26 protein-coding genes and 1 pseudogene are annotated in these 25,775 nt (G+C 61.1%); 19 read left to right on the top strand and 8 right to left on the bottom strand.

Going from position 1 to position 25,775, the window contains the following annotated elements:
- Positions 1 to 16 precede the first annotated feature (16 nt).
- Positions 17 to 769, top strand: a complete 753-nt coding sequence (locus GGR89_RS15995; protein ID WP_004206961.1) for a DUF6796 family protein — start codon at positions 17 to 19, stop codon at positions 767 to 769.
- Positions 766 to 1,038 (top strand): hypothetical protein, encoded by a 273-nt coding sequence (locus GGR89_RS15990; protein ID WP_017503288.1) that lies wholly within the window; start codon positions 766 to 768, stop codon positions 1,036 to 1,038. The genes GGR89_RS15995 and GGR89_RS15990 overlap by 4 nt, the downstream gene beginning before the upstream one ends.
- 59 nt (positions 1,039 to 1,097) lie before the next feature.
- Here GGR89_RS15990 and GGR89_RS15985 read toward each other — a convergent pair whose 3' ends face one another.
- The 5 genes from GGR89_RS15985 to GGR89_RS15965 all read right to left on the bottom strand — a co-directional run bounded on the left by GGR89_RS15985 (position 1,098) and on the right by GGR89_RS15965 (position 5,926).
- On the bottom strand, positions 1,098 to 1,568 hold the full coding sequence (locus GGR89_RS15985) for a MerR family transcriptional regulator (RefSeq protein WP_017503287.1): 471 nt from the start codon (positions 1,566 to 1,568) through the stop codon (positions 1,098 to 1,100).
- Positions 1,569 to 1,649: 81 nt separating this feature from the next.
- Positions 1,650 to 3,326, bottom strand: a complete 1,677-nt coding sequence (locus GGR89_RS15980) for a long-chain-fatty-acid--CoA ligase (protein WP_017503286.1) — start codon at positions 3,324 to 3,326, stop codon at positions 1,650 to 1,652.
- On the bottom strand, positions 3,326 to 4,633 hold the full coding sequence (locus tag GGR89_RS15975) for an OmpP1/FadL family transporter (protein ID WP_036526777.1): 1,308 nt from the start codon (positions 4,631 to 4,633) through the stop codon (positions 3,326 to 3,328). Before GGR89_RS15975 ends, GGR89_RS15980 begins: the two co-directional genes overlap by 1 nt.
- Positions 4,634 to 4,665: 32 nt before the next feature.
- Positions 4,666 to 5,070: a DUF2147 domain-containing protein gene (locus GGR89_RS15970; RefSeq protein ID WP_026109759.1), complete on the bottom strand. Its 405-nt coding sequence runs from the start codon at positions 5,068 to 5,070 to the stop codon at positions 4,666 to 4,668.
- Between the two features lie 211 nt (positions 5,071 to 5,281).
- The gene (locus tag GGR89_RS15965) at positions 5,282 to 5,926 is read right to left on the bottom strand and encodes a DUF3422 family protein (RefSeq protein ID WP_167713007.1); all 645 of its coding nucleotides are present in this window, start codon (positions 5,924 to 5,926) and stop codon (positions 5,282 to 5,284) included.
- 282 nt (positions 5,927 to 6,208) lie between these two features.
- Here GGR89_RS15965 and GGR89_RS15960 point away from each other — a divergent pair, with 282 nt between their 5' ends.
- The 11 genes from GGR89_RS15960 (at position 6,209) to GGR89_RS15910 (ending at position 16,771) form a co-directional block, all read left to right on the top strand.
- A complete protein-coding gene (locus tag GGR89_RS15960) occupies positions 6,209 to 7,345 on the top strand; it encodes a thiolase family protein (RefSeq protein ID WP_066861522.1) in 1,137 nt (378 codons plus the stop codon).
- Positions 7,342 to 9,693, top strand: coding sequence for a 3-hydroxyacyl-CoA dehydrogenase/enoyl-CoA hydratase family protein (locus GGR89_RS15955; protein WP_004206971.1), 2,352 nt, complete (start codon positions 7,342 to 7,344; stop codon positions 9,691 to 9,693). Before GGR89_RS15960 ends, GGR89_RS15955 begins: the two co-directional genes overlap by 4 nt.
- Positions 9,694 to 9,738: 45 nt before the next feature.
- Entirely contained in the window at positions 9,739 to 11,529 is a 1,791-nt protein-coding gene (locus tag GGR89_RS15950) for an acyl-CoA dehydrogenase C-terminal domain-containing protein (protein WP_017503705.1), read from the top strand.
- On the top strand, positions 11,526 to 12,434 hold the full coding sequence (locus GGR89_RS15945; RefSeq protein ID WP_167713005.1) for an NAD(P)H-dependent flavin oxidoreductase: 909 nt from the start codon (positions 11,526 to 11,528) through the stop codon (positions 12,432 to 12,434). The genes GGR89_RS15950 and GGR89_RS15945 overlap by 4 nt, the downstream gene beginning before the upstream one ends.
- 9 nt (positions 12,435 to 12,443) lie before the next feature.
- Positions 12,444 to 13,187, top strand: coding sequence for an electron transfer flavoprotein subunit beta/FixA family protein (locus GGR89_RS15940; protein WP_004206977.1), 744 nt, complete (start codon positions 12,444 to 12,446; stop codon positions 13,185 to 13,187).
- Between the two features lie 115 nt (positions 13,188 to 13,302).
- Positions 13,303 to 14,229, top strand: a complete 927-nt coding sequence (locus GGR89_RS15935; protein ID WP_004206978.1) for an electron transfer flavoprotein subunit alpha/FixB family protein — start codon at positions 13,303 to 13,305, stop codon at positions 14,227 to 14,229.
- An 8-nt stretch (positions 14,230 to 14,237) separates the two neighbouring features.
- Entirely contained in the window at positions 14,238 to 14,663 is a 426-nt protein-coding gene (locus tag GGR89_RS15930; protein WP_004206979.1) for a PaaI family thioesterase, read from the top strand.
- A gap of 14 nt (positions 14,664 to 14,677) precedes the next feature.
- On the top strand, positions 14,678 to 14,977 hold the full coding sequence (locus GGR89_RS15925; RefSeq protein ID WP_004206980.1) for a polyhydroxyalkanoic acid system family protein: 300 nt from the start codon (positions 14,678 to 14,680) through the stop codon (positions 14,975 to 14,977).
- Positions 14,978 to 15,079: 102 nt separating this feature from the next.
- Positions 15,080 to 15,319, top strand: a complete 240-nt coding sequence (gene acpP, locus GGR89_RS15920; protein WP_004206981.1) for an acyl carrier protein — start codon at positions 15,080 to 15,082, stop codon at positions 15,317 to 15,319.
- Positions 15,320 to 15,647: 328 nt separating this feature from the next.
- Positions 15,648 to 16,271 carry an alpha/beta hydrolase family protein gene (locus GGR89_RS15915; RefSeq protein WP_245201702.1) on the top strand — a complete coding sequence of 208 codons (624 nt, stop codon included), beginning with the start codon at positions 15,648 to 15,650 and terminating at the stop codon, positions 16,269 to 16,271.
- Between the two features lie 302 nt (positions 16,272 to 16,573).
- The gene (locus GGR89_RS15910; protein ID WP_167713003.1) at positions 16,574 to 16,771 is read left to right on the top strand and encodes a hypothetical protein; all 198 of its coding nucleotides are present in this window, start codon (positions 16,574 to 16,576) and stop codon (positions 16,769 to 16,771) included.
- Positions 16,772 to 16,806: 35 nt separating this feature from the next.
- On the opposite strand, the gene GGR89_RS15905 is transcribed toward GGR89_RS15910, so the two are convergent.
- Positions 16,807 to 17,367, bottom strand: a complete 561-nt coding sequence (locus GGR89_RS15905) for a recombinase family protein (protein WP_004213255.1) — start codon at positions 17,365 to 17,367, stop codon at positions 16,807 to 16,809.
- A gap of 170 nt (positions 17,368 to 17,537) precedes the next feature.
- A complete protein-coding gene (locus GGR89_RS15900; RefSeq protein WP_014072603.1) occupies positions 17,538 to 17,960 on the bottom strand; it encodes a MerR family transcriptional regulator in 423 nt (140 codons plus the stop codon).
- Between the two features lie 76 nt (positions 17,961 to 18,036).
- On the opposite strand from GGR89_RS15900, the gene GGR89_RS15895 reads away from it, so the two are divergent.
- From GGR89_RS15895 to GGR89_RS15880, 4 genes are all read left to right on the top strand, one after another.
- Positions 18,037 to 18,432: a mercuric transporter MerT family protein gene (locus GGR89_RS15895; protein WP_014072602.1), complete on the top strand. Its 396-nt coding sequence runs from the start codon at positions 18,037 to 18,039 to the stop codon at positions 18,430 to 18,432.
- Positions 18,433 to 18,444: 12 nt separating this feature from the next.
- Positions 18,445 to 18,774, top strand: a complete 330-nt coding sequence (locus GGR89_RS15890; protein ID WP_004213249.1) for a heavy-metal-associated domain-containing protein — start codon at positions 18,445 to 18,447, stop codon at positions 18,772 to 18,774.
- Positions 18,775 to 18,853: 79 nt separating this feature from the next.
- Positions 18,854 to 20,230, top strand: a complete 1,377-nt coding sequence (gene merA, locus GGR89_RS15885) for a mercury(II) reductase (RefSeq protein ID WP_017503488.1) — start codon at positions 18,854 to 18,856, stop codon at positions 20,228 to 20,230.
- Positions 20,231 to 20,321: 91 nt separating this feature from the next.
- A complete protein-coding gene (locus GGR89_RS15880) occupies positions 20,322 to 23,291 on the top strand; it encodes a Tn3 family transposase (RefSeq protein WP_014072601.1) in 2,970 nt (989 codons plus the stop codon).
- Between the two features lie 45 nt (positions 23,292 to 23,336).
- Here the strand turns inward: GGR89_RS15880 and GGR89_RS15875 are convergent.
- Positions 23,337 to 24,443, bottom strand: a pseudogene (locus GGR89_RS15875) (DUF4158 domain-containing protein); the annotation flags it as partial.
- A gap of 125 nt (positions 24,444 to 24,568) precedes the next feature.
- Here GGR89_RS15875 and GGR89_RS15870 point away from each other — a divergent pair.
- Entirely contained in the window at positions 24,569 to 25,189 is a 621-nt protein-coding gene (locus GGR89_RS15870) for a recombinase family protein (protein ID WP_008832583.1), read from the top strand.
- A complete protein-coding gene (locus GGR89_RS15865; RefSeq protein WP_007686150.1) occupies positions 25,186 to 25,716 on the top strand; it encodes a GNAT family N-acetyltransferase in 531 nt (176 codons plus the stop codon). The genes GGR89_RS15870 and GGR89_RS15865 overlap by 4 nt, the downstream gene beginning before the upstream one ends.
- The last annotated feature ends 59 nt before the right edge of the window (positions 25,717 to 25,775 follow it).

Here is a 25,775-nt window from a genome sequence, read left to right as displayed (position 1 = left end):
AAGCAAGGACAAGCCTATGACGGATATCCAGCGGCTCCCGCTTCTTCGTCTCTGCGGTATCGCGGGCGTGATCGGCGCGATCCTCTGGACGCTCGGCGACGCGCTGATCATCGGGGCTAGGGCAAGTCCCGACGACTATCCGCTGATCCTGAAGACCTATGCCGATCGCATCCAGTTCGACGGTGTCGCGCTGATGCTTCCATCCTCCGAGGCGCGGCTCGCCGCGGGCGCGCTGGTGGCCGATGCCGGCATCGTCTTCTATCTCGCGGGCTGCTGGCATCTGCTCGAAGGGCTGCGTCCGGCGATGGGCTGGTGGCGCTGGCTGACCTTCGTCCTGCTGGTCGCCGGCAACGCCTGGTCTCCGCTCGGCCATGCGGGCTTCTACTATGTCGGCATGGCCTACAAGACGATCCTCGAAACGCCGGCCGCGGCCCATGGCGCGCTGCTCGATCTCGGCCAGCACTTCTACCATGTCCTGCTCATCGCCTGGTTGATGCCGATCGTGACGCTGGGCCTGGCGCTGCTGCTCCTCGGGATCGTCATCGCGCTGGGCCGCACCGCCTGGCCACGCTGGTTCGCAGCGCTGGCCAATCCCGTCTCGCTGGTCGCGATCGGCATGCTGATCGCGCGCATCCTGCCCGAGCCGGCGCACACCTGGCTTGACGGCGCCGCGTTCAACCTCGGCTGGCTCGTTGTCTATGCCGTCTCGACGGCGCTGCTCTGGAATGGTGGCCGTTCGCCGGTCGCATCACGGGACGAAGCAGCATGACCGAAGCTGCGACAGCGACAGGCGACGAACAAGTGGGGGAGGAAGCATCAGGCGCTTTCAGCATGAAGCCACTGATGTTCGAGACCTTCGTCTGCTCGATGGCGATGATGTCGTTCGTGGCGCTCGCGGGCCCCATCGCGCGCGTGCTTGGCCTCGAGCCATGGCAGGTCGGCGGGGCGATGACCGCGTCGGGCATCGCCTGGATGATCATGGCGCGGTTCTGGGGCGGCCTTAGCGATCGGCGCGGCGCTCGTCGCTTGACGGCTTGATTGGATCGGGGGCGCCGCGATCAAGCGTTACCGCTCGGTTAGAGAATGGGATGACCAAATTATCGCTGCAACTTTGCCATCGCTTCCACTTCGATGGTTGTAAGCTCGTCGATTGTCAGGTCGAGCGCAGAGCGCTGCGTCTTCAAGTCGACCAACCTTTCCCGGATGCGGGCAATCAATCGCTCCATTTGCTCCTTATGCTCGGGATCGGCATCGTAGAGATCGAGAAACTCCTTGATTTCCTTGATGGAGAAGCCAAGGCGTTTGCCGCGCAAAATCAGCTGTATGCGTCCGATCTCACGCCTGGAATATGCCCGGGTACTGCCTACCCGTTGAGGGGCGATAAGCCCCTCCTTTTCGTAGAAGCGTAGCGTGCGAAGTGTCAGTCCGAGTTCCTGAGCGACATCCTGGATGCCGTACACTTGTAAATCCGCATCCTTTGCGCGGGTTCTCCCCTTGTGCGTGGGGTTGTCGCGATCCGCGTCCTTAAGCGTTTCATCGTCCTCGGCGAGGTGGAGCGAGTTCCCCATGCCATCCACTCCCTGTCCTCCAATCACGGCTACCCTACCACTCAAGCGCATAAGCCTCGTAGCTTGACAGGGGATAGAGGCTCAGGCGAGCTTTTTGTTCTCCTCCTCGATCAAATCCTTCTTCGAAAGTTTGCCGATCAACGTCTTGGGCAGGCTGTCCCGGAATGCGAAGGCCTTGGGCATCTCGATCTTGCTGAGGCGATCCTGCAAAAAGACCTTGAGTTCATCGACGGTCAGGTTCGATCCCTCGTGCAGCGCGATGAACAACTTGGGAGATTGACCTCTGTAGGCGTCAGGAATCGCGATTGCGATCGCCTCCTTTACCGCCGGGTGCTGGTAGGCCGCATCCTCGATGATCCGGGGATATACATTATATCCGCCACAGAAGATGATGTCCTTGATGCGGTCGACGAGGAAGAGATAGCCATCCTCATCAAAATAGCCGATATCGCCGGTTCGTAGCGCGCCATCGACGAAGACAGCACTGGTTTCTGCAGGGCGCTGCCAATAGCCCTTCATCACCTGAGGGCCGCGGGCGCACACTTCTCCGCGTTCTCCCTGGGGAAGAACCCGCGAGGGATTCTCCGGATCTCGGATCTCGATGATGGTGCCGGGGAAACTTGGGCCGCAGCTATTGTCCTTCACCGTCCCAAACAACGGGTTGCAGGCGATGATCGGGGCGGTTTCGGAGAGCCCATATCCTTCCACGACCCTGGCACGCGTGCGTGCCTCGAACTCCTCGCGTACCTCGAGCGGGAGCGGTGCGCCGCCGGATATACAGGCGCGCACGGCCGAGAGATCGGGTATCTCGTCGTCCGGAAGCGCGTTCAGGGCAACATAGATCGTAGGCACGCCGAAGAACTGTGTCGGCGGCTTGCGCTTCATCGTGTTGAGAACCTGCTTCATCTCAAACCGTGGCAGCAGGACGATTTCGGCGCCGATTTCGACTGAGAAGTTGAGCACCGTCGTGAGTGCGAAGACGTGAAACATGGGCAGGACGCCGAGAGTTCTCTCCTGCTGCGGGCGAAGTCCTCCCACATGCACCACCATCTGGGCGCTGTTCGCCGTGAGGTTGGCGTGGGTCAGCATTGCGCCCTTGGGCACGCCGGTTGTGCCTCCGGTATATTGAAGGACCGCGACATCATCAGGGTGACGTTCTACCGCGTCAGGTTCGGCATCATGGGCGAGAAGCGCCTTGAGCCGGACATGAAGGCCTTCGTCGAGTATCCGCGCGTGGTCTTTTCGCTTGAATAGCGCAAAGCCCAGGCCTTGCAGCCAGGGCAGCATATCCCTCATGCCGCACAACACGATCTTGTCCAGCCCGGCACGTGGCGCGACGGCTTGCACTTTCTCGTGGATTATCCGGACGTCCGGTACCGCCATCATGCGCGTTCCCGAGTCCCGGATCTGATGCTCCAGTTCGCGCTCCGTGTAGAGCGGGTTGAAGTTGACCACGATCGCACCCACGCGCAGCGCCGCGAAGTACAATATCGCGAAATAGGGGCAGTTCGGCAGGCACAGGCCGAACCGATCGCCCTTGCGCAGCCCCTGATCCTGCAATCCACGTGCTGCACGGCGAACGAGTTGCCCCACCTGCGCATAAGTCCAGGTTCGCCCGAGAAAGTCGATGGCGACGCGTTCGGGATAAAGGTTCAACGCATTGTCGAGGAGGTCGGTCAGGAGCCGTGGCGGAATTGCCGGTTCCGGTATCGACGGGAAGGCGCTGATGGCGGGCTGGGGCATGGCGATCTCCAGCATCAGAAGTGGAAACGTCCGCCGAGCGACAGCACGACGGCGTGCGCGTCCTCGAGCTTGCCGTCCATCAGGATCGGCGTCTGCACGGCCGTGCCGGCATAGGCCGCTGTCGTGCGATCAATAGTCGTATCCTTGAACGTAATATACGCTGCGCCCGCATCGAGCGTGAACCGGGAAGACACGGCATAGCTTGTGCCGGCAGCGAAATTCCAACGGTTGCTGTCAGGCACTCGAGCGTCCCGATTGCCGTTGCGCGTCGGGGTCTGGGCGTGTTGAACGCCGGCACGAACGGTCCAGGCTGGTGTGACCGCGTAATCGATGCCGCCTGCGAAGCTCCAAGTGTCCCGGTAATTTTCCGGGATTGAAACGTTGAGCGGCGCGCCGAGCCGGATAGCGTCGAATTTCGACCAACCCATGCGGGTCACCTGACCGTTGAGGGTGACCTTGGGCGACACCGCCACGCGCGCTCCGAAGATCGCCTGCCAGGGGGTCTCGAACGTGGCGTTTGCATTCACTACGCTGTTTTGCCCGGCGAGCGGACCAAGAAGACCGGTCGTCGTCACCGAACCGTCGAGATTATGCTTCACGCTCGACTTGTAGCTGGCGCCCAGTTGCATGGGGCCGGCGCGATATTGCAGCCCGGCCGACCAGCCAAGATCCCAACCATTGCCTTTCAGCTCCTGGTGGCCGTCGGCGAGAAGAGGCGATAGGTTCGGCAGATAGTTGGACAATGATGCGTCGGCATATTCGATATTAAGCGCGGCGCCGATGCTGAGATTTGGCGTAACGAGGTAGGCGATCGATGGCTGGATGTCGTATGTTCGCAGCTTGGTCTTGTCGGCGCTATACCGTGCCCAGCTGTCGGCATCATAATTGGTTGTGAAGCTATAAGGGGAGGCGACGGTCAGCCCCAAAGCGAGCCGTGATGTCAGGCCGACGGCTATCGCGCCGGAGGGTAGTACGCCATTATTGATCGGATCACGAGAGCGTTGGCTCCCGCCTACAGCCGCAGCCGACTGCCCGGGACGGACAATGAGCGTGTTGACATTGTCAACCGACCCTTTGGGAAGGATTACGCTTACGGCCTGGTGGGCATCGACTCCTTCCATGCCTGCGATCGCAGCCGGATTCCACCAGAGGGACTGTACGCCCTGGTCGGCGACCTCGCCCGAAAAGGCTCGTCCGGCACCTCTGGACGATTGTTCCTGAAGGTAAAAGGCCTGCGCGCTCGCGGCTTGCGGCGCGAGCAATCCAGCCGCCACGGCCGATGTTGCGATCCCAACTTTCCAATTTTTGCCTGCCACGCCCATCTCCCCTTTCGTGATTGTCAAATTCCTCGTGCTTATCGAAGGCGCGTCCATGTCTGCGTCTTGCACAGGGGCCAGACGATGCAGCCCTTGAGGCGCAAATGATCCCGATCGGCTAACGTGACCGTCGCGCTGTATGTACCGCCATCCTCAGCGTTGTAGATGGAACCACCCGACCAACTGCCCGACTTCCACGTAAAACCCTGCAGAATCTGCAATCCACGAAGCGGACGACCGCGCAACGCAGCGGTCTTGTTCTTTTCGTCACGTAGTTCGGGGTTGGCTTTGATCCCGTCGGAACTGATCAAGGCACCGCAGATCGATTGCCCGCAGCGGGTGATTTCCACGACGCCATGACGGCTCTCGGTTTGCCAGCGACCGACAACGGTGTCGGCGGGCAATGCAGTGCTCGAAGCCAGTAGTGTCAGAATGATCGACATTGTTCCTCTCCGCGCGCCTTCAGGCGACCGTCTGTTTCACGTCTGGAGCCAATATGCGGCAAATCAGCGTCCCATAACCATCTCAATGACGTATAGGTAAGTCAATAGCTCAATGCGTCATCAAACTGCCTATTAGGTTGTGTGCGAATTGGAGGGGTCAGGCGCTGCTGGCCCCGTCGTCAGGGTTCGGGCGTGTTCGTGTGTGACGCCGTCAAGCTATTGATCTGTGCGTGCCTTCAAGCAAGGAAAGATTGCGATAATTGCCCAGTTCCTGAATGCGCTGGATGGAACGCGACACTTCGCCGTCAGCCGCCCCGTTCGCGGCAACGACCAGGCGCCCGTAGCCGCCGGCGTGAATGCGAAAGTCGCTCCAGATCCGGACGCTATCCCCGATGATGCAGGAGACGAGATGGCCCGGATGGAAGTCGGCCCGATCGACAACCGGCTCGGCGTAGCTATCGTTCGCCACAACGACGATGTGGGTTGCGCGGATGACCAGGCCCGGCAGCGTTTCCATCCACTGCAAGGTATCACTGAAGGGGCCGACGTCGGGAGCAGACCAGAACTGCGCGTCCGCGCTGACCGAGGTTGACGTTAGCGTCGTGGTGACCGCTTCACTGTGCCTTTCCCAGGCCAGCCGCCCGTTGGCGGACCACTCCGTTTCCAGGTGGCGCCGGTTGCGATCGAGTCCAGAGGCGCATCGCTGCTCCAGGATCAGCCATTCCTTCTCCCGGTCATTCTCATCGACCAGGCGAACCGTCTGAAATGCCATGGCGGGCAATTCGAGTGCAGGAAAACGGCGCAGATGCATTTCGCCGACGATCTGACGCCGGAGGGGATGCTCAGAAAATCGCATGTGTGCGCCTTCGAAAACAGGTGCAGTGGCGCTTGGGGAGAGGCGCAGCCGTCGATAAGACGGGCGCGAGCATCATCGCCGGGATGAGAGTGCGCGGTTTTTCACTGGCGAGCATCCGTACGTTCCTCGGCCAAGACCTCCGATATCAAGCCTCCCGGGAACCGGTGCATGACGATTCCCTCGACGGCGTGAGAAGAGTGCCAAAGATTTTAGTTGACGTAAACGTCATTTCACGCACCATTAGGTAATCAGATGTCCGATTCCCTGGAGAGGCTATCATCGATGCGTAATGTGGTTGTTGCGGGCTATGCCCGGTCCCCCTTTCACCTGGCAGGCAAGGGCGCGCTGGCGCGCGTCCGCCCTGACGATCTGGCCGCTCAGGTCATTCGCGGACTGATTCAGCAGACCGGCGTGAAGGCCGAAGATATCGAGGATATCGTGCTGGGCTGCGCTTTTCCTGAAGGCGAGCAGGGCTTCAACATCGCGCGCCTTATCGGTCTTCTCGCCGACCTGCCGCTCTCTGTCGGCGGCATGACCGTTAATCGCTTCTGCGGATCGTCGATGAGCTCGGTCCACATCGCTGCGGGCCAGATTCAGCTTGGCGCCGGCGAGGCCTTCATCTGCGCGGGCGTGGAGTCGATGAGCCGCGTGCCGATGATGGGGTTCAATCCGCTGCCGAACCCCGAGCTCGCGAAGAAGAGCGCCGCCTATATGGGCATGGGCGACACGGCGGAGAATATCGCGACCAAATATCAGATCACCCGTGCCCAGCAGGAAGCCTTTGCGGTCGCCAGTCAGGACAAGGCGGCCGCGGCTATCGCGGCCGGCAAGCTCGAGGCCGAGATCGTGCCGATCACGACCAAGGCGGGCGTGGTCGACAAGGATGGCACGCCGCGTGCCGGCACGACGACGGAAACCCTCGCCGGGCTGAAGCCGGCCTTCAGCCAGGACGGCACGGTAACGGCGGGAACGTCCTCGCCGCTGACCGATGGCGCAAGCGCAATCCTGGTCACGAGCGAGGATTATGCGCGCGCGCATGGACTGCCGATCCTTGCCCGCATCAAGTCGGTTGCTGTCTCTGGCTGCCAGCCGGAGATCATGGGCATCGGACCGGTCGAGGCCTCGCGCAAGGCGCTGCAGCGGGCGGGGCTCAGTGTGGACCAGCTTGACGTTGTCGAGCTCAACGAAGCCTTTGCGAGCCAGTCACTGGCCTGCATCAGCGACCTGGGTCTTGACCAGTCGAAGGTCAATCTGGACGGCGGCGCCATCGCGATAGGCCACCCTCTGGGGGCGACCGGTGCGCGGATCGTGGGCAAGGCCGCGGCTCTGCTGAAGCGCGAAGGCGGCAGCTATGCGCTTGCCACCCAGTGCATCGGCGGCGGTCAGGGCATCGCCACCGTGCTGGAGGCGGCGGAATGAGCGAGCAGGCCATCAAGCCAGTCGGCGCCCCGCCGGAAACCATCAAAAAGGTCTGCGTGATCGGCGCAGGCGTCATGGGCGCCGGCATCGCAGCGCAGGTCGCCAATGCCGGCGTGCCGGTGCTGCTGCTCGATATCGTGCCCAAGGAGGGCGGCGATCGTGACGCCGTGGCGAAGGGTGCGGTCGCGAAGATGCTGAAGACCGATCCGGCGCCCTTCATGTCGAAGGCTGCGGCGAAGCTCGTTGAAACGGGCAATATCGACGACCATCTCGAGCGGGTGGCCGAATGCGACTGGATCGTCGAGGCGATCGTCGAACGGCTCGACATCAAGCAGGCGCTCTACGCCAAGCTCGAGCAGCTCAAGCGTCCGGGCACGGCGGTATCGTCCAATACCTCGACGATTCCGCTTGGCCATCTGGTCGAGGGGCGGGACGATCAGTTCAAACAGGACTTCCTGATCACCCATTTCTTCAATCCGCCGCGCTACATGCGGCTCATCGAAATCGTGACCGGCCCCGACACTGATACGGCTGTGGCGAGGCGCGTCTCGGATTTCGTCGATCGAAAGCTCGGCAAGCGCATCGTGCCGGCGCGGGACACGCCGGGCTTCATCGCCAATCGCATCGGTACCTACTGGCTGGCCGTCGCGATCAATGCCGCGATGGACCAGGGGCTGACGGTGGAGGAAGCCGACCAGATCGGCGGAAAGCCGATGGGCGTGCCCAAGACCGGCATTTTCGGCCTTGTCGATCTCGTTGGCGTCGACCTCATGCCGCTGCTCACGAAGAGCCTGTCCTCGACGCTGCCGGCAGGTGACGCCTATTTCGACACGGTGAGGCCGATGCCGCTCGTCGACAGGATGATCGCGGAAGGCTTTACCGGGCGGAAGGGCAAGGGCGGTTTCTACGCGTTCGACAAGGCGACGAAGACCAAGAAAGCGCTCGATCTCGCGACCGGCGAATATCGCGTATCGGTGAAGCCGGCTTCCTTGCCGGGCCGGGCCGAGAAGGACCTGGCAGCATTGGTTGCTGCTCCCGGCAAGGTCGGCGCCTATGCCTGGGAAATTCTCGGCAAGGTTCTTTCCTATGCCGCGAGTCTGGTCGGTGAAGCTGCGGACAACATCGTCGGCATCGATGACGCGATGAAGCTCGGCTACAACTGGAAGTTCGGGCCGTTCGAACTGATCGATCGCCTCGGGCCGGGCAAGCTCGCCGAACGGCTGGCCGCCGAGGGGCGGGATGTTCCCGCGATCCTCAAGGTAGCCGGAGATCGGCCTTTCTACCGGGTGCAGGACGGCCGTCGGCAATATCTCGATGCCGCCGGCGACTATCATGATGTCGTGCGGCCCGAGGGCGTGCTGCTGCTGGAAGACATCAAGCTCCATAGCCAGCCGATCCTCAAAAATGGTTCGGCGGCACTCTGGGATGTCGGCGACGGCGTTGCCTGCCTTGAGTTCACCGGCAAGATGAACGCGCTCGACGGCGATGTGATGAAGCTGATCGGTCAGGCGATCCCGGTCGTGCAGGACAAGTTCAAGGCGCTCGTCGTCTATAATGAGGGCAGCAATTTCTCCGCCGGCGCCAATCTCGGTCTTGCTCTGTTCGCACTGAACATCGCGGCATGGGGCGAGATCGAAAAGCTCGTCGCGGGCGGGCAGCAGGCCTACAAGGCGCTCAAATATGCGCTGTTCCCGGTCGTGAGCGCTCCGGCCGGCATGGCATTGGGCGGCGGTTGCGAGATCCTGCTCAACAGTGATGCCGTGCAGGCCCATGCCGAAAGCTATGTGGGTCTGGTCGAGTGCGGCGTGGGTCTGATCCCTGGCTGGGGCGGATGCGGTGAAATGATCGATCGCTGGCGCTCCAGTCCCGGCATGCCCAAGGGGCCGATGCCGGCCGTAGCCAAGGTCTTCGAGACGGTATCGACAGCCACTGTGGCAAAGTCGGCCGCCGAGGCGAAGGAGCATGGCTTCCTGCGTCCCTCGGACGGCATTACGATGAACCGGGACCGTCTGCTGGCGGACGCCAAGGCGAAGGCACTGGAACTGGCCGACGGTTACAAACCGCCTGTGGCTCCGGAATTCCGCTTGCCTGGCGCGGGAGGCAAGTCCGCTCTTTCGATGGCTGTCGAAGGCTTCCAGGCCCGTGGCCTCGCCACATCTTACGATGGTGTCGTATCCGGCGCGCTCGCCGACGTCCTGACGGGCGGCGAGAAGGATCTCATCGACATCGTGACCGAAGAGGATCTGCTGGCGCTCGAGCGCAAGGCCTTCATGCAACTGGTGCGCGACCCGCGGACCCAGGCGCGCGTCGAGCAGATGCTCGTCACCGGCAAGCCGCTGCGTAACTGATTGGCGGCCGGCGGCCGGATGGCCGACCGGTCAGGAGATATAAATATGCAAGTCTATGACGCCCCGTTGCGCGACATGCGCTTCGTGCTCAACGAACTCCATGCCGATGACGGCTTCGGGGATATTCCCGCGCTGTCGGAGTTCACACCGGATCTCACCGATGCGATCCTCGAGGAGGCGGCGCGCTTCTGTCGCGACGTCCTGTTGCCGATCAACCGGTCGGGCGACGAGGAGGGGTGTCATCTGGAAAACGGCGTCGTGCGGACGCCGGCGGGGTTCCCCGAAGCCTATAAGCAGTTCGCCGAAGGTGGCTGGACCGCGCTCGCATCCGATCCGGAATGGGGTGGGCAGGGGCTGCCGGAAGCGGTCAACAAGCTGGTCGAGGAGATGATCTGCTCGTCCAACCTCTCCTTCGGCCTCTACCCGGGCCTCACCCATGGTGCCACCACTGCGATCGAGGGCCATGGCAGTGACGCGCTCAAGCAGGCCTACCTGCCCAAGATGGTGAGCGGCCAGTGGTCCGGCACGATGTGCCTGACCGAGCCTCATTGCGGTACCGATCTCGGGCTCCTGCGCAGCCGCGCGGTCCCGCAGGGCGATGGCAGCTACAAGGTCACCGGCTCCAAGATCTTCATCTCCGCCGGTGAGCATGACCTGACCGAGAATATCATCCATCTCGTGCTCGCCCGCCTGCCCGACGCCCCCAAGGGCGTGAAGGGCATCAGCTTGTTTCTCGTCCCCAAATATCTGCCCAGGGAGGACGGTACTCCCGGTCAATCGAACGGCGTCGCCTGCGCCGCGATCGAGCACAAGATGGGTCTCAAGGCGTCGGCGACGTGCCAGATGAACTTCGATGATTCGATCGGCTGGATCGTCGGTGAGCCTGGCAAGGGCATGGCCGCCATGTTCACGATGATGAACACGGAGCGTGTCTCCGTCGGCATCCAGGGCCTGGGTGTGGGCGAGGCGGCGTATCAGGCGGCGGCCTGGTATGCGAAAGATCGTATTCAGGGTCGGGCGCTCTCGGGACCCAAATATCCCGATCAGGCAGCCGATCCGATCATCGTTCACCCCGATGTTCGCCGCATGTTGATGACGATGCGGGCTTATAATGAGGGATGCCGGGCGCTCTCGGCCTGGGTCTCGCGCGCCCTGGACGCGGAAAAACATTCTCCCGAACCCGAAGTGCGCCAGCGTGCGAGTGACTTCATTGCGCTCATGACCCCCGTCGTCAAAGCGCTCTTCACCGACCTTGCGTTCGACAGCGCGAACCTTGCGGTCCAATGCTATGGTGGCCACGGCTACATCCGCGAAAGCGGCGTCGAGCAATATGCCCGCGATGCCCGGATCACCATGATCTATGAGGGGACGAACGGCGTTCAGGCGCTCGATCTCGTCGGCCGCAAGCTCGGCGCCCATATGGGCCGCTATCTGCGCAGCTTCTTCCATCCGGTGTCGGCTTTCATCGAGGAAAACAACGTCGACGGACCGATGAAGCCGATGATCGAGGCGCTCGCCAAGGCGTTCGGGGCGCTGCAGCTTTCGACGGCCACGGTCGCGCAGCGGGCGCTCAAGGATCCCGAAGAGGCGGGCGCGGCGTCGGCGGACTATCTGCGTCTGATGGGCCTGGTGGCCATGGGCTATTGCTTTGCCAAGGCGACCAAGATCGCAGGCTTGCAGCTCTTCTTCGGCAGCGAGGACAAGCGCTTCTACGATGCCAAGATCAAGACGGCGACGTTCTTCTTCGAGCGTATCCTGCCTCAGGCGACCGCCAGCTTCCTGGCGATCAAGGCGGGCAAGAAGTCGCTGATGGCGCTGGAAGACGACGTGTTTTGACGCTTCCGGCAAGCCTCGAAAAGCGGCTGGCCATTCCAGCCATCGTTGCGCCGATGTTCCTTGTGTCGGGACCGGACCTTGTCGTCAGTTGCTGCGAGGCGGGACTGCTTGGTACTTTCCCGGCGCTCAACCAGCGCACCAGTCAAGGTTTCGGTGAATGGCTGGATGAAATCGAGGAGCGGCTGGCTCCCATGCCGGGAGCGGCGCCCTTCGGCGTCAACCTCATCGTCCATAAGAGCAATCCGAGGCTCGACGCCGATCTGGAACTGATCGTTCGGCACCAGGTGCCATTGGTCATCACCTCGCTCGGCGCCATCGCGGATCTTGTCCAGGTGGTTCAGGGCTATGGCGGGCTGGTCTTTCACGACGTGACGAACGTGCGTCATGCGGAAAAGGCGCTCGAAGCTGGCGTCGACGGTCTGATCGCGGTCGCTGCCGGCGCGGGGGGACATGCCGGCACGATGAGCCCGTTCGCACTGGTTGACGAGATACGGCGCTTCTTCCAGGGGCCGCTGGCGCTTTCCGGCGCCATCACGCGCGGCCACCAGATCGCGGCCGCGCAGATGATGGGGGCCGATCTTGCCTATATCGGATCCCACTTCATCGCGTCGGAAGAGAGTCTCGCCTCGCCGGCACAGAAAGACATGGTGATCGGGGCCGGACCAGCGGATATCGTCTATACGGACCGGGTCACCGGCGTCGGGGCCAATTTTCTCCGGCCCTCGCTGGAAGCCGCGACTCTCCCTGAGCCACATGGCGCGCTTTCGGTTTCGGAGGAGGCCAAGGCCTGGAAGACGATCTGGTCGGCAGGCCACGGTGTCGGCGCTACCACTGCCGTCCAACCGGCCCGATCCATCTGTGAGAGACTCATTGCCGAATATCAGGCGGCATTACAATCAGAGTAGGATTGATCCATGAAGGTGCTTGTGCCCGTCAAGCGGGTTATCGATTATAATGTGAAACCGCGCGTGAAGGCGGATGGGACGGGCGTCGATTTGGCGAACGTGAAGATGTCGATGAACCCGTTCGACGAGATCGCCGTCGAAGAGGCTATCCGCCTCAAGGAAAAGGGAGTCGCGACCGAAATCGTGGTGGTGTCGATCGGCGTCGCCAAGGCGCAGGAAACGCTGCGCACCGCGCTCGCCATGGGGGCCGACCGCGCGATCCTCGTCCAGACTGACGATGAGGTCGAGCCGCTCGCCGTCGCCAAGATCCTGAAGGCCATCGCCACCGAGGAGGCTCCAGGCCTGGTGATCCTCGGCAAGCAGGCCATCGACGATGATGCCAATCAGACCGGCCAGATGCTGGCAGCCCTTCTCGGTTGGGGGCAGGGCACATTCGCCAGCAAGGTCGAAGTATCGGGCGAGACTGTCGCGGTGACCCGTGAGGTGGATGGCGGTCTGGAGACCGTAAGCCTCAAACTGCCGGCGATCGTGACGACCGATCTGCGTCTCAACGAACCGCGCTATGCGAGCCTGCCCAATATCATGAAGGCCAAATCCAAGCCGCTGGCGACGAAGACGCCGGCCGATCTCGGTGTTGAGATCGCCTCGCGCCTCAAGACGCTCAAGGTGACCGAACCCCCCAAGCGCTCGGCGGGCATCAAGGTGGCCGACGTCGATGAATTGGTCGCCAGGCTCAAGGAAATGGCGATTTGATAAACTTTCAAACGCGCCGAACTTGCCGAACCTCTCCCATGCAAGTGACGGCGCACCCCGCTTCATCCTGTGCGCACAGAGATGAAGCGGGGGCGGATTTCTCGGAGAATAAGTTATGAATACGCTCGTCTGGGTTGAACATGACAATGCGTCGGTCAAGGATGCGACGCTATCGGCCGTCACCGCCGCTGCCAAACTTGGTGAGGTCCATCTGCTGGTTGCCGGTGCGGGCATCGGCGGCGTGGCCGAGGCTGCTGCGAAGGTCGCGGGTGTCGCCAAAGTCGTAACGTTCGACGATGCGGCGTTCAAACACGCTTTGCCCGAGAATGTCGCGCCGGCCGTCGCGGACCTGATGCGCGGCTATGACGCGTTCGTGGCGCCTTCCACTTCGAATGGCAAGAACATCGCGCCGCGCGTGGCGGCCTTGCTTGATGTGATGCAGGTCAGCGACATCCTGTCGGTGGAAAGCGCTGACACGTTCACGCGTCCCATCTACGCGGGAAATGCGATCGCGACGGTCCAGTCGTCTGATGCAAAGAAGGTTATCACGGTGCGTGGCACAGCCTTCGAGAAGGCGGCCCGCGAGGGTGGCTCGGCCAGTATCGAGGCTGCGACGGGCACGGATGCGGGACTTTCCAGCTTCGTGGGTGCCGAGATCGCCCAGTCCGAGCGCCCGGAACTCACCTCGGCCAAAATCATCGTCTCGGGCGGGCGAGCGCTGGGCTCGGCCGGGCAGTTTCATGGCGTGATCGATCCGCTGGCCGACAAGCTGGGCGCGGGTGTGGGCGCAAGCCGCGCAGCGGTCGATGCTGGCTATGCGCCCAACGATTTTCAGGTCGGCCAGACCGGCAAGATCGTGGCGCCGGAAGTCTATGTCGCCGTCGGCATATCGGGTGCGATTCAGCACCTTGCTGGCATGAAGGATAGCAAGACCATCATCGCGATCAACAAGGATGAGGACGCGCCCATCTTCCAGGTCGCCGATATCGGCCTGGTCGGCGACCTCTTCAAGATCGTTCCTGAACTGACCGAAAAGCTTTGAGGTAAGCGATGACCGGTCTGGAAGAGATCGAACAGTTCATGGCGGCCGGCACCCGGCCGCCCATGATGGACCTGTTCGACATCGATCTGCTTGAGGCGGAGGAGGGGAAGGTCGTCTTTGTCGCGACGCCCACCTCGCAGACCTACAATTTCATGGGCATCGCCCATGGTGGCTATGCCGCGACGCTGCTGGATTCGGCCTGCGGCATCGCGGCGAACTCCGCGGCCCAAGTGCCCATCAACTGCGTCACGCTCGAACTCAAGGTCGCCTATCATGCGCCCTTGACCGACAGGGTCGGGATGGTCCGTGCAATCGGCCAGGTGGTGTCGATGGGCAAGAGGGTGGCGCATACCGAGGCGCGTCTGATCGACATGGCCGGCAAACTCTATGCCTCCGCGACATCGACCTTGCTGCTCGTCGATCGGGCGGCCTGAACAGGAAAGAAGATATGGAAGTCGTTATCCCGCACAGCCTTGGTAAAATCGAAGCGAAGAGCAGGATCGAGGCCGGCCTGCCCAAGCTGGCAGCGCATATCCCGGGAGGCGGTTCGCTCAGTTCCGAGTGGGTATCGGACTACGCACTACACTTGGTCATCGGGGCGATGGGGCAGAATATCCCGGTGCAACTCGACATTGAGGATAGCGAGATTCGCGGCGACGTCAGCGTACCGCTGTTCCTCAAAATGATGTCAGGACAGATTTCGGATTTTGTGAAAACGAGCGCCGAGAAAATGCTCAGCAAGGCATGATGAATTTACTGGCCGCAGGACAATATCGTTGCTCTGCGATGATTGAGTTTACGAGAATCTGCCCTGTTTCCTAGCCGATAGTGTCCGCGCGAGGGCTTTGTGATGGAAGAAATCGCTCCCCGAGTTTTCAGGATCATTAGCCGTCAGCTCGGCGTCTATCCGGATCAGATTGCCCTTGCTTCGTCTTTCTACGATGACATCGGCGTGGATAGTCTCGATGTGCTGGAAGTTGTGATGGCGCTTGAAGACGAATTCGGACTCACTATCCCGGATGAAGCCGCCGGTGAGGTCAAAACAGTAGAGGATGCGGTCAAGCTGGTCGAAGCATGGATAGCCAAGTGAGATAAAACCCACGATCCTCTGAAACCGCAATTCACGACGACAATGAAATCTAGATAGCTCTTTGGTCGCCTGACGTATCACTTCCATGATCATGGCTACCGTGATCGCGCATAGCCGCAATATGCTTTGCGCCAGAAACGGGATTTCATCTATCGCTTTGCCCACTCGATGACGGAATGGTGTTTCCGAAAAGAATATAGCGAACCATGTTATCTAATGACGAATTGCTGTCTTCTCACATTTGACGAACTGGCTGGTAACGTCGGAGCGGGAAGATGCATGAAAGAGGTAGATCATGCGATACCGTTCATTAGGCCTGGCTACAGTCTTGATTGTCACGAGCACCGCTTGGGCGCAGACGCCGTCGGATAACCAACATGCGCTGATCGGACCGCCCCAACTCCACGCCCTTCCCGTCACCGCTCCGACGCTCGTCGAGGCCTATGGTCCTGATCCTCTGCAGATCGGTGAACTGCGCTTGCCTGCAGGTCCTGGCCCGTTTCCCGTCGTCATGGTCATTCACGGTGGCTGCTGGACCAAAGGCTATGAGACACTGGCAGGCACGGCGCCGTTGGCGAGCGCCTTGACGGACAAGGGCGTGGCGACATGGAATATAGAGTATCGACAGGTTGGTGACACCCGCGGCGGGTGGCCTGGGACCTTCCAGGATTGGGGAGCGGCGCTCGATCACTTGAGGGTGCTGGCACGAACCCAGCCTCTGGACCTGAAGCATGTGGTGACGGTGGGACATTCTGCCGGCGCCCACGCTGCCCTGTGGCTGGCGGCCCGTCCCAGATTGCCTGCCGACAGCGAGGTCCGCGGCGCTGATCCACTGAAGGTTTCCGCCGCGGTCGCCATCGACGGCCCAGGCGACCTGCGAACCCTGTACGGGTTCGACAAGGATAGCCGAATGCGTTCTCGGCAGTGCGGAACATCAACGTCAGCAACGTGATTTCATCGCCGGTCGTCGAAATCGTAAGCGCTACAAGGACCAACCATCCCCAGCCTTGCCGAAACTCAACTCCCACTCACTTAACCTTCCGCACAGCCCCGCACTTTCCGGGTCACTCTGCACACTTCAAATCTCAACCGACAATCAGGTGAATAGCTTTAGCGTCGTTCTGCCAACCACTTAAGCGCCGATAGGCTTGGCATGAACAGATATTCGCCTCCCTTCATGACATTGAAAGTCTGCACACCGTCGATGCGCTTGCGCGCGGGCGCCTGCGGGATGGTGAACCGACCGTCCTCCTCATGCAGGCCGACGATTGGATCGCGCTCTTCGCCAAGGTCGACGAAATTCCCGCGATTGATCCATTCCTGCTGCATGAACTCGATCGTGTCATAGGCACGCGCGCTGATGAAGATGAAGAACAGGCCGCGATCGCCTTTCTTATCGTCCTGCGGCGTGACATCCTCGGAATAGGCGTCACCTCAAGCTTTGTACGCTGAACAACGATTTTCCGGACATAATGTGAACATTGGTGTCAGGCAGCGGCGCGAAGGTACTGGTAGAGGGTTTCGCGGCTGATGCCCATGTCGCGCGCGATGGTCGCCTTGCGTTCACCGGCGGCAACGCGGCGGTGCAGATCGGCAATCATCTCATCCGAGAGCGACCGTTTCCGCCCCCGATAGGCGCCGCGCTGCCGAGCGATCGCAATGCCTTCGCGTTGCCGTTCGCGGATCAGGGCGCGCTCGAACTCAGCAAACGCACCCATGACCGAGAGCATCAGATTGGCCATCGGGGAGTCCTCCCCCGAGAAGGACAGGCTTTCCTTCTCAAACTCGATCCGGATACCTCGCTTGGTGAGGCCCTGGACCAGCTTGCGCAGGTCATCCAGATTGCGGGCCAACCGATCCATGCTGTGGACGACGACGGTATCGCCTTCGCGGGCGAAAGTGAGCAGAGCCTCAAGCTGGGGGCGGTTGACGTCCTTGCCCGATGCCTTGTCGGTGAAGGTCCGATCGAGCGACTGACCTTCCAATTGGCGATCCACATTCTGATCGAACGTGCTGACCCGGACATAGCCGATCCGTTGCCCCTTCACTGCGCACTCTCTCCATCAAAATGTCAGGTTGAAATCTATGATACGCAACGACATTCGTCAACAAATTCCGTTTAGTACCCTAATCTGACAGAAACCGCGGTAGCGCCCTGACGTCCGGTTAGGCTATACTCCAAGCTGACATCACAAAATCAAATCCCTCAAAGATGGCGTCAATTGCCTTGATGGGGTAAAAACTGGAGTGCTTCCAGGATGGGACATTCGGCAACGTCATCTCCAGTGCATCTGGCTAACGTGGTCGCCAGCGTCACCTCTATCTTCTGCAAATCTGCAATGCGGCGGCGGACATCTTCAAGGTGGAGTTCGGTTCTCGCCATAACCTCCGCGCAGGTTTGTGCACCGGTATCGGTGAGCGACAACAATGACCGTATCTCATCCATTGCATAGCCAAGGTCGCGCGCGCGCAGGATGAACTGCAACCTTTGCACCAGTTCCGGCGAATAGACGCGGTAGCCGTTGGAACTGCGAGGCGGCCCCGGCAGCAATCCCACCTTCTCGTAATAGCGGATGGTTTCGAGATTGCAGCCTGTTTTCCGGGCAAGCTGGGCACGCAAGATGCCGACCTGTTGCTCCATGAAAATACCTCTTGAGTCTGTAGTGGCTACAGAGCCTACACTGCGAATCACTCAGTTGGAACAAGGGATTCAAGCCATGGTCTCAACGCCGGAAGCGGGACAGCCAGCCCTCACCGAAAACCACGAGCCGAAGCAGGCAAACTGGGTTGCGGCGGGCGCATTGATCGGCGCGGGGCTCGCCTCGGCTTGCTGCGTCGTCCCGCTACTGTTGGTTATGCTCGGAATTTCCGGCGCGTGGATCGCCAACCTGACGGCGCTCGAACCTTACAAGCCCTATGTCGCAGGCGTAACGCTCGCGCTGCTCGGCTACGGCTTCTGGCATGTCTATTTCAAGCCGAAACCGCCCTGTGAAGACGGTTCCTACTGCGCTCGTCCACAATCGGCTTGGACCACCAAGGCGGTGCTGTGGCTGGGCCTTGCCGTCGCCATCCTGGCGCTCACCATCGACTGGTGGGCACCCTGGTTCTATTGAAAGGAAATACCCATGAAAAAGACAGTATGTATCGCTATGGCCGTGCTGGCTATGGCTGGCGGCGGGGTCGCCTATGCAGTTAGTGGCACGGCGCAAGATCGCCCCGCGGCTACCGCAACCGCTCAGAAGCAAACCACCTTTGCCATAGAGAACATGACCTGCGCCACCTGCCCGATCACCGTGAAGAAGGCGATGGAAGGCGTCGCCGGGGTAACGGCGGTCACGGTCGATTTCGCAGCCAAGACCGCGCGCGCAACCTATAACCCGCGCCGCACCAATGCTGCTGCGATTGCCGCTGCATCAACCAACGCGGGTTATCCGGCGCGCGCTATTCAAAACTGAGCGGGGCGCCGCCAGCGCCTCAAGAAAGCGATAAGCAATGAACGACTGTTGCAACCGCCCCGGGCAGGAAGGATTTGACGTGGCCGTCATCGGCGCGGGTTCTGCCGGGTACTCCGCCGCGATCGCCGCTGCCGATCTGGGCGCGAAAGTGGCGCTCGTCGGTCACGGCACGATTGGCGGCACCTGTGTCAATGTTGGCTGCGTTCCTTCCAAGACGCTGATCCGCGCCGCCGAAGCGGTGCATGGTGGGCTTGCCGCCGCGCGCTTTCCCGGCCTTGGGGGCGCTGTCCAGATGGATGACTGGTCCGTATTGGCGGCGTCGAAGGACGATCTTGTCACGACGCTGCGCCAAAAAAAATATGTCGATCTGCTGCCCGCCTATGACGGTGTGAGCTATATCGAGGGCAAGGCACGCTTTGCCGATGGTGCGCTGATTGTCGGCGATGCGCCCATGAAGGTCGGCAAGGTCATATTGGCGATGGGTGCGCACGCCGCCGTGCCGCCGATTCCGGGGATGGACAGCGTGCCCTACCTAACCAGCACATCGGCGCTGGCGCTGGATCGCTTGCCCAAATCGCTGCTGGTGATCGGTGGCGGGGTGATCGGGGTAGAACTGGGACAGATGTTTTCGCGTCTGGGCGTTGATGTCACCATCTGCTGCCGAAGCCGCCTGCTCCCCGAAATGGACCCGGAAGTGAGTGCCGCGCTGAAAAACTATTTGGAAGCCGAGGGCGTGCGGGTTTGCGCAGGTGTCGGCTATCAGCGTATCGCCCAAACACAGAGCGGGGTCGAATTGACCTGCGAGGGGCATTGTGACACCGTCGCGGCGGAACAGGTGCTCATCGCCACCGGACGCCGACCCAATAGCGACGGGCTTGGGCTGGAGGAGCGCGGCATAGTGCTTGCCCGTAATGGTGGAATCGTCGTCGATGACCACCTCGAAACGTCGGTTCCAGGCATTTACGCGGCGGGCGATGTAACGGGACGGGACCAGTTCGTCTACATGGCCGCCTATGGCGCAAAACTGGCCGCGCGCAACGCGGTGACGGGCAACCAATACCGCTACGACAATTCCTCCATGCCATCCGTCGTCTTCACCGACCCGCAAGTCGCCAGCGCCGGCCTCACTGAAACGACAGCACGGGCGCAAGGCCTGGACATCAAGGTTTCGCTGCTCCCGCTCGATGCTGTGCCAAGGGCACTGGCAGCACGCGATACGCGGGGTCTCATCAAACTGATTGCCGACAAGGCGAACGACCGTTTGCTGGGCGGCCAGATCATGGCACCCGAAGGCGCGGATTCGATCCAGACACTGGTGCTGGCGATCAAACACGGCATGACCACCCTGGAATTGGGTGCAACGATATTTCCTTACCTGACCACTGTGGAAGGCCTCAAACTGGCGGCCCAAACGTTTGATAAGGATGTCGCCAAACTGTCTTGCTGCGCCGGGTGATTGCTCGGGGATCAACCGGCAACGAATGGCCTCCCTCCAGTGCAAGCCGCTTTGGTGTCAATTTTGTTATTCGCCTCAGCGGGAGAGCAAAATGGCACGACGCCGACTTCTGACCGGAGACGAGCGCCGGCGCCTGTTCGATCCTCCTGTCCAAGAAACCGCGATCATTGGGCATTATACCCTTTCTGCGGAAGATGTTGAATTGGTTGGGCGCCGCTATGGTCCAGCAAATCGCCTCGGTCTGGCTGCACAAATCGCTTTGATGCGACATCCCGGCTTTGGTCTGCAACCCGAGATCGGGCTTCCCGACGTCATTCTTCAGTACCTCGCGGCACAGTTATTCGTCGATCCTTCCTCCTTCTCTGCATATGGTCAGCGCGCGCAAACCCGTACCGATCATGCCGATCTCGTGGCGCGTTATCTTGGCATACGCCCGTTTCGACGCGGCGACCTGGCACTTGCCCTGAATCTTGCCGCGCAAGCCGCCGAGTATACAGACAGAGGTGAACCGATTGTTCGCGCCCTCATGGTTGGCCTGAAGGGTGAGCGGTTCATTCTTCCGTCAGGCGACACACTGGAACGCGCCGGTCTTGCTGGCCGGGCACGCGCACGCAAAGCTGCCGCAGCCGCAATCGTCGAAGGCCTCAGCTCTGCTGAACTGACACGGCTAGACGAACTCGTAATCAACAACCCGGATTTCGGCATGACACCGCTGGCGTGGTTGCGTAATTTCGAAGAAGCCCCGACTGCGGCCAATATCAATGGCTTGCTTGAGCGCCTGCGCTATGTTCGCGGCATAGGTATCCACCCGGTAGTTGGGGGCGCCATTCCGGAATTCCGCTTTGCCCAATTTGTCCGCGAGGGCGGCGTGGCACCGGCATTCCTGCTTTCGGATTACAGCGTCAATCGCAGGCGGGCGACGTTGACGGCCGCAGTGATCGACCTTGAGGCCAGACTTGCCGATGCCGCGATCCAAATGTTTGACCGACTTATCGGCGGCATGTTCACGCGCGCGCGGCGTGGGCGCGAGCGTCGCTACCAAGATAGTATTCAGTCGGTGGGGCAACTCATGCGGCTGTTTGGCGCCACGATTACAGCACTTGATGAGGCTGTCCAGAATGGCGGCGATCCGCTCGAATTGATTGACGAAGCGGTGGGCTGGCACCGGCTTGTTGCGGCAAAGGCCCAAGTAGATGCCCTTGCTGATCTTGCCGGCGAGGACGCACTGGTAACGGCAACCGAGCGTTACGCCACGCTACGGCGTTTCAGCCCGGCATTTCTGGACGCCTTCACCTTCAAGGCGTCTGGAACAGGGACGGCACTGATCAAAGCCATCGATGTCATTCGCGATGCGAACACACGAAAGTCGCGCGACCTTCCCGATGGCGTTCCACTGCCATTCCCCAATCGGCAGTGGAAGCGTCTCATCACCGAAAGCGGCCGTATCGACCGCCGACGTTATGAAATTGCGATCATGGCAACCTTGCGTGATCGTTTGCGCGCCGGTGATGTATGGATCGAGGGAACCCGCAACTATCAGCGCTTCGATGCCTATTTGCTGGGTCGGCGCGACGCCGCCAAAGTGGCGGATGTGCTTCCGTTCGATTCAAATGCTGCATCCTACCTCGCTGACCGGGCACGAAATCTTGACTGGCGGCTGCGCCGATTTGCCAAGCAGTTGAAAACAAACAAGCTTGAGGGAGTGTCGCTCGAACGAGACCGGCTCAAGCTTCAGCAAATGCCGCCTGTCACCCCACCGGAAGCTGAAGCCCTCGATCGCAAGCTCGATACCCTGCTTCCCCGCGTGCGCATCACCGAGCTGCTGCTTGAAGTCGCCGAACGCACTGGTTTTTTGAACGCATTCCGTGACCTGCGCTCAGGCAAGGAGCACGACAACCCCAGCACGGTACTCGCCGCAATTCTGGCTGATGGCACCAACCTCGGGCTGGAGCGGATGGCCAATGCCAGCGAAGGCGTCAGCTATGCCCAACTCGCATGGACCCACAACTGGTATCTTTCACCCGAGAACTATCAGGCCGCGCTGGCCATGATCATCTCAGCCCATCACGAATTACCCTTCGCGCGGCATTGGGGCGCTGGCACCAGTTCGTCGTCCGATGGCCAGTTCTTCCGGTCGGGGCGGAGCCGTTCAGGGGCGGCGGACGTCAATGCCAAATATGGCGCCGAACCTGGCGTGAAAATCTATTCTCACCTTTCCGATCACTTCGCATCATTCGGATCACGGATCATGTCCGCGACGGCAGGTGAAGCGCCTTACGTGCTCGACGGGCTTGTCCTGGGCGCCGGCAACCTTCCGTTGCATGAGCACTATACCGATACCGGCGGCGCCACCGATCATGTTTTCGCACTCTGCCACCTACTCGGGTTCCGCTTCGCGCCACGGCTGCGCGATATTGGCGACCGCAAGCTGGGTTCGATCGCTGCGCCATCGACATACAAGGGCATCGAAAATCTGATGGGCCGCACCATCAAAACGGCAGCGATCGAGGCCGATTGGGATGACATCGTCAGGATTGTCGCCTCAATCAAGGATGGCACGGTGGCGCCGTCAGTAATCTTGCGAAAACTTGCCGCCTACAAACGCCAGAACAGGCTGGATTTTGCATTGGCTGAACTGGGCCGTATCGAGCGCACTTTGTTCACGCTCGATTGGCTTGAACAACCGGAACTGCGACGTGCCTGTCAGGCCGGTCTCAACAAAGGCGAGGCGAGGCACACGCTTGCCGCCGCCATCTATACCAACCGGCAGGGTCGGTTCACCGATCGCTCGCTGGAAAATCAGGAATTTCGCGCATCTGGGCTGAACCTGCTGATTGCGGCGATTTCCTACTGGAACACGGTCTATCTCGACCGGGCCGCCCAGCACCTCAACGCTGTCGGCACGACGTTCGATGCGGCACTGCTTGCGCACCTTTCTCCGATGGGCTGGGCGCACATCAGTCTGACCGGCGATTACCTCTGGGAGCAGGCCAGGCGACTTCCAGCAGGTGAATTCCACCCACTCAACGAGCCAATGGCGCGGTTGAAGCGTGTAGCGTAGCCCATGTTCCGCTTATGTCCGAGAAATCGTTGTCTGGCGAACAAACCTTGAGGTGACGCCGACAAGGGTTCTGAACCGTTCCCAGCCAGGCCCGGTGGCGATTATCCCGTCCAGGGCCGTGCCATCGTCCTGCGCTCCAAGCAAAGCACCACCGATTTCGGCAAAGGACTTCAGCGTGTCCCGAACGGCCGCCTTTTCGTCGGCGATCCTGGTGTTGCAAAGGCGTTCGGAGGCCCGATAGAGACGGCCTACGATGCGATCGTGGGTCTCCACGATGACATCGGCCAGCGATGACCGCCATTCCAGGGTGCAGACAGCGAGGATCGCAAGCCGCCTGTCTTCGGGCAGATCACGCATGCCGTCGGCGTAATAGCGCTCGCCCTGCCGGCGAAGCCGGGTCACACGATGCGCCGGCACGCCGTCCAGCAAATCCGCCGGAAGATCGAACCTTTGAAGATATTCCAGTCGATCCATCAGCCGGTTAGCGGCTGCTGAATTTGCGCCAACCTCGAACTGTCGCAGCCATACGAAGCGCGTGACGCGACCATCCACCGTATCCTCCAACAGGTGAGCCAAATTCTCGCTCAGGGTTGGCGTGATGCGATGGGCGATAAGATCCTCGATCCGGCGCTCGGCCTCAACCAGCGCATCGGCGCAAAGGCGCTCGATCGTCGAGGAGCCGGGAAGGATCGTGCGGGTGCGGCGACACTCCGCAACGAAGCGACGGGCAAGATCCTCATTCGATGTCGCCGCCTCGGCTTCCCGAGCGATCCATTCGCGCAAATCCCGTGCGCCCCGCCCCGAAAAGGAGCGATAGCCGTAGATTCGGCGAAGGTCCGCCAGATGCTCGTGCCGGGTCTCCTCGCGCGCGGCATAGAGGAGTAGATCGTCGCTGGTCAGGCCGAGCTGGGCCGCGATGAAATCCGATACCTGCGCCGGGATCAACTCGCCAGGAGCGAGCACCCGGCCCGGGTAGCGCAGGACGCACAGTTGCAGCGCGAAGCCAAAACGATTGTGGGCGCGCCGGCGCTGGCGGATATGCCCGAGATCCTCATCGCTGAGGGTATAGTGCCGCAGCAGCTCACCTTGATCGACCGGCAAGTGAAGCAGCGCCTCGCGCTGTCGATCGGTCAGGGTCACGCGACGCGGCATACATGCTCCTTATTCTTTCCGAGCTACGGTTTGAGATAGCTTGATTGAGATGCTGGTTAAGATACACAATAGCCCAATCTTATGTGCTCATGTTCGTCACCGCCTCAAACCTTCGTTTGTGATCCATGCTGATCGGCTACGCCCGCGTGTCCAAAGCCGACGGCTCGCAGTCGCTCGACCTGCAGCACGATGCCCTTCGCGCTGCCGGTGTCGAGCCAGGCAATATCTATGATGATCGTGCATCCGGTAGCCGTGATGATCGCCCCGGTCTTGCCGCCTGCCTGAAATCGTTGCGCGACGGCGATGTCCTCATCGTTTGGAAGCTCGACCGGCTCGGCCGAACGCTCACCCACCTGGTCAGCACGGTGCAGAATCTGTCGGATCGCGGTATCGGTCTGCGGGTGCTCACCGGCAAGGGCGCGCAGATCGACACCACGACGCCATCGGGCCGGATGGTGTTCGGCATTTTTGCCACACTGGCGGAGTTTGAGCGGGATATGATCCGCGAGCGCACCATGGCTGGCCTGGCCGCTGCCCGCGCGCGGGGACGCAAGGGTGGCCGCAAGTTCGCCCTCTCCAAGGCCCAGGTGCGGCTCGCTCAGGCTGCTATGGCCCAACGCGACACGTCCGTTTCCGACCTCTGCAAGGAACTCGGGATCGAGCGCGTCACTCTCTACCGCTATGTCGGTCCCAACGGGGAACTCCGGGATTACGGTCAGCGCGTGCTTGCTGCCAAAACGCGATGATGATGACGGGAGCCCCGATCAAACTTACCCAAGCGGACGCCGCAGACGTTGCAGACCTGTACAACCGTTGCAGCGACTATTTCCTGTTGCAGGACGGGGCCGCGCCCACGCTGGACGATGCTCGCGAGCTTTTCTCCGATGTGCCGCCCGAAAAGAGCGCCCACAATCAAGCTGTCCTGGGATGGAAGGGGCCTGGCGGCCTATATGCAATCGCGGCCATCCTCCGCGATTATCCGCGTGATGGCACATGGTATCTCGGCTTCATGATCGTAGATGCCGCACAGCGTGGTCGTGGCGTCGGACGCTCAATTTACTCGACGGTCGAAAGCTGGGCCGCTGCGAGAGGTGCCACAGAGATTCGGTTGGCCGTGCTGGAAGCGAATGAAGCGGCAGAGCGATTTTGGCGTTCTCTCGGCTTCATTGAGTATCGGCGCGTTGGGCCAGACACCTTCAAAATGCGTAGCCATCGCCGGATAGAACTGAGCCGTCGCCTTTCTGGCGCGACCGTAGAAGGCAGCAACAAGTAAGATCTCGCGCCGGCTATCTGGGCGAGCTTGGCGTAGGATTCCGCCCCCTCCCGCAAACG

The sequence above is a fragment of the Sphingomonas trueperi genome (assembly GCF_011927635.1).
GTDB lineage: Bacteria > Pseudomonadota > Alphaproteobacteria > Sphingomonadales > Sphingomonadaceae > Sphingomonas > Sphingomonas trueperi.
This window is presented reverse-complemented; position numbering and strand designations above follow the sequence as displayed.

What these genes read in the sequence shown, in the direction of transcription:
- GGR89_RS15925 (WP_004206980.1), top strand. Translation starts at nt 14,678, where the DNA reads ATGGAAGTCGTTATCCCGCACAGCCTTGGTAAAATCGAAGCGAAGAGC.
- GGR89_RS15980 (WP_017503286.1), bottom strand. Translation starts at nt 3,326, where the DNA reads ATGCTGGAGATCGCCATGCCCCAGCCCGCCATCAGCGCCTTCCCGTCG.
- GGR89_RS15955 (WP_004206971.1), top strand. Translation starts at nt 7,342, where the DNA reads ATGAGCGAGCAGGCCATCAAGCCAGTCGGCGCCCCGCCGGAAACCATC.
- GGR89_RS15930 (WP_004206979.1), top strand. Translation starts at nt 14,238, where the DNA reads ATGACCGGTCTGGAAGAGATCGAACAGTTCATGGCGGCCGGCACCCGG.
- GGR89_RS15995 (WP_004206961.1), top strand. Translation starts at nt 17, where the DNA reads ATGACGGATATCCAGCGGCTCCCGCTTCTTCGTCTCTGCGGTATCGCG.
- GGR89_RS15870 (WP_008832583.1), top strand. Translation starts at nt 24,569, where the DNA reads ATGCTGATCGGCTACGCCCGCGTGTCCAAAGCCGACGGCTCGCAGTCG.
- GGR89_RS15970 (WP_026109759.1), bottom strand. Translation starts at nt 5,070, where the DNA reads ATGTCGATCATTCTGACACTACTGGCTTCGAGCACTGCATTGCCCGCC.
- GGR89_RS15900 (WP_014072603.1), bottom strand. Translation starts at nt 17,960, where the DNA reads ATGGAGCAACAGGTCGGCATCTTGCGTGCCCAGCTTGCCCGGAAAACA.
- GGR89_RS15990 (WP_017503288.1), top strand. Translation starts at nt 766, where the DNA reads ATGACCGAAGCTGCGACAGCGACAGGCGACGAACAAGTGGGGGAGGAA.
- GGR89_RS15890 (WP_004213249.1), top strand. Translation starts at nt 18,445, where the DNA reads ATGAAAAAGACAGTATGTATCGCTATGGCCGTGCTGGCTATGGCTGGC.
- GGR89_RS15910 (WP_167713003.1), top strand. Translation starts at nt 16,574, where the DNA reads ATGCAGGCCGACGATTGGATCGCGCTCTTCGCCAAGGTCGACGAAATT.
- GGR89_RS15935 (WP_004206978.1), top strand. Translation starts at nt 13,303, where the DNA reads ATGAATACGCTCGTCTGGGTTGAACATGACAATGCGTCGGTCAAGGAT.
- GGR89_RS15975 (WP_036526777.1), bottom strand. Translation starts at nt 4,633, where the DNA reads ATGGGCGTGGCAGGCAAAAATTGGAAAGTTGGGATCGCAACATCGGCC.
- GGR89_RS15965 (WP_167713007.1), bottom strand. Translation starts at nt 5,926, where the DNA reads ATGCGATTTTCTGAGCATCCCCTCCGGCGTCAGATCGTCGGCGAAATG.
- GGR89_RS15985 (WP_017503287.1), bottom strand. Translation starts at nt 1,568, where the DNA reads ATGGGGAACTCGCTCCACCTCGCCGAGGACGATGAAACGCTTAAGGAC.
- acpP (WP_004206981.1), top strand. Translation starts at nt 15,080, where the DNA reads ATGGAAGAAATCGCTCCCCGAGTTTTCAGGATCATTAGCCGTCAGCTC.
- GGR89_RS15940 (WP_004206977.1), top strand. Translation starts at nt 12,444, where the DNA reads ATGAAGGTGCTTGTGCCCGTCAAGCGGGTTATCGATTATAATGTGAAA.
- GGR89_RS15895 (WP_014072602.1), top strand. Translation starts at nt 18,037, where the DNA reads ATGGTCTCAACGCCGGAAGCGGGACAGCCAGCCCTCACCGAAAACCAC.
- GGR89_RS15865 (WP_007686150.1), top strand. Translation starts at nt 25,186, where the DNA reads ATGATGATGACGGGAGCCCCGATCAAACTTACCCAAGCGGACGCCGCA.
- GGR89_RS15960 (WP_066861522.1), top strand. Translation starts at nt 6,209, where the DNA reads ATGCGTAATGTGGTTGTTGCGGGCTATGCCCGGTCCCCCTTTCACCTG.
- GGR89_RS15880 (WP_014072601.1), top strand. Translation starts at nt 20,322, where the DNA reads ATGGCACGACGCCGACTTCTGACCGGAGACGAGCGCCGGCGCCTGTTC.
- GGR89_RS15950 (WP_017503705.1), top strand. Translation starts at nt 9,739, where the DNA reads ATGCAAGTCTATGACGCCCCGTTGCGCGACATGCGCTTCGTGCTCAAC.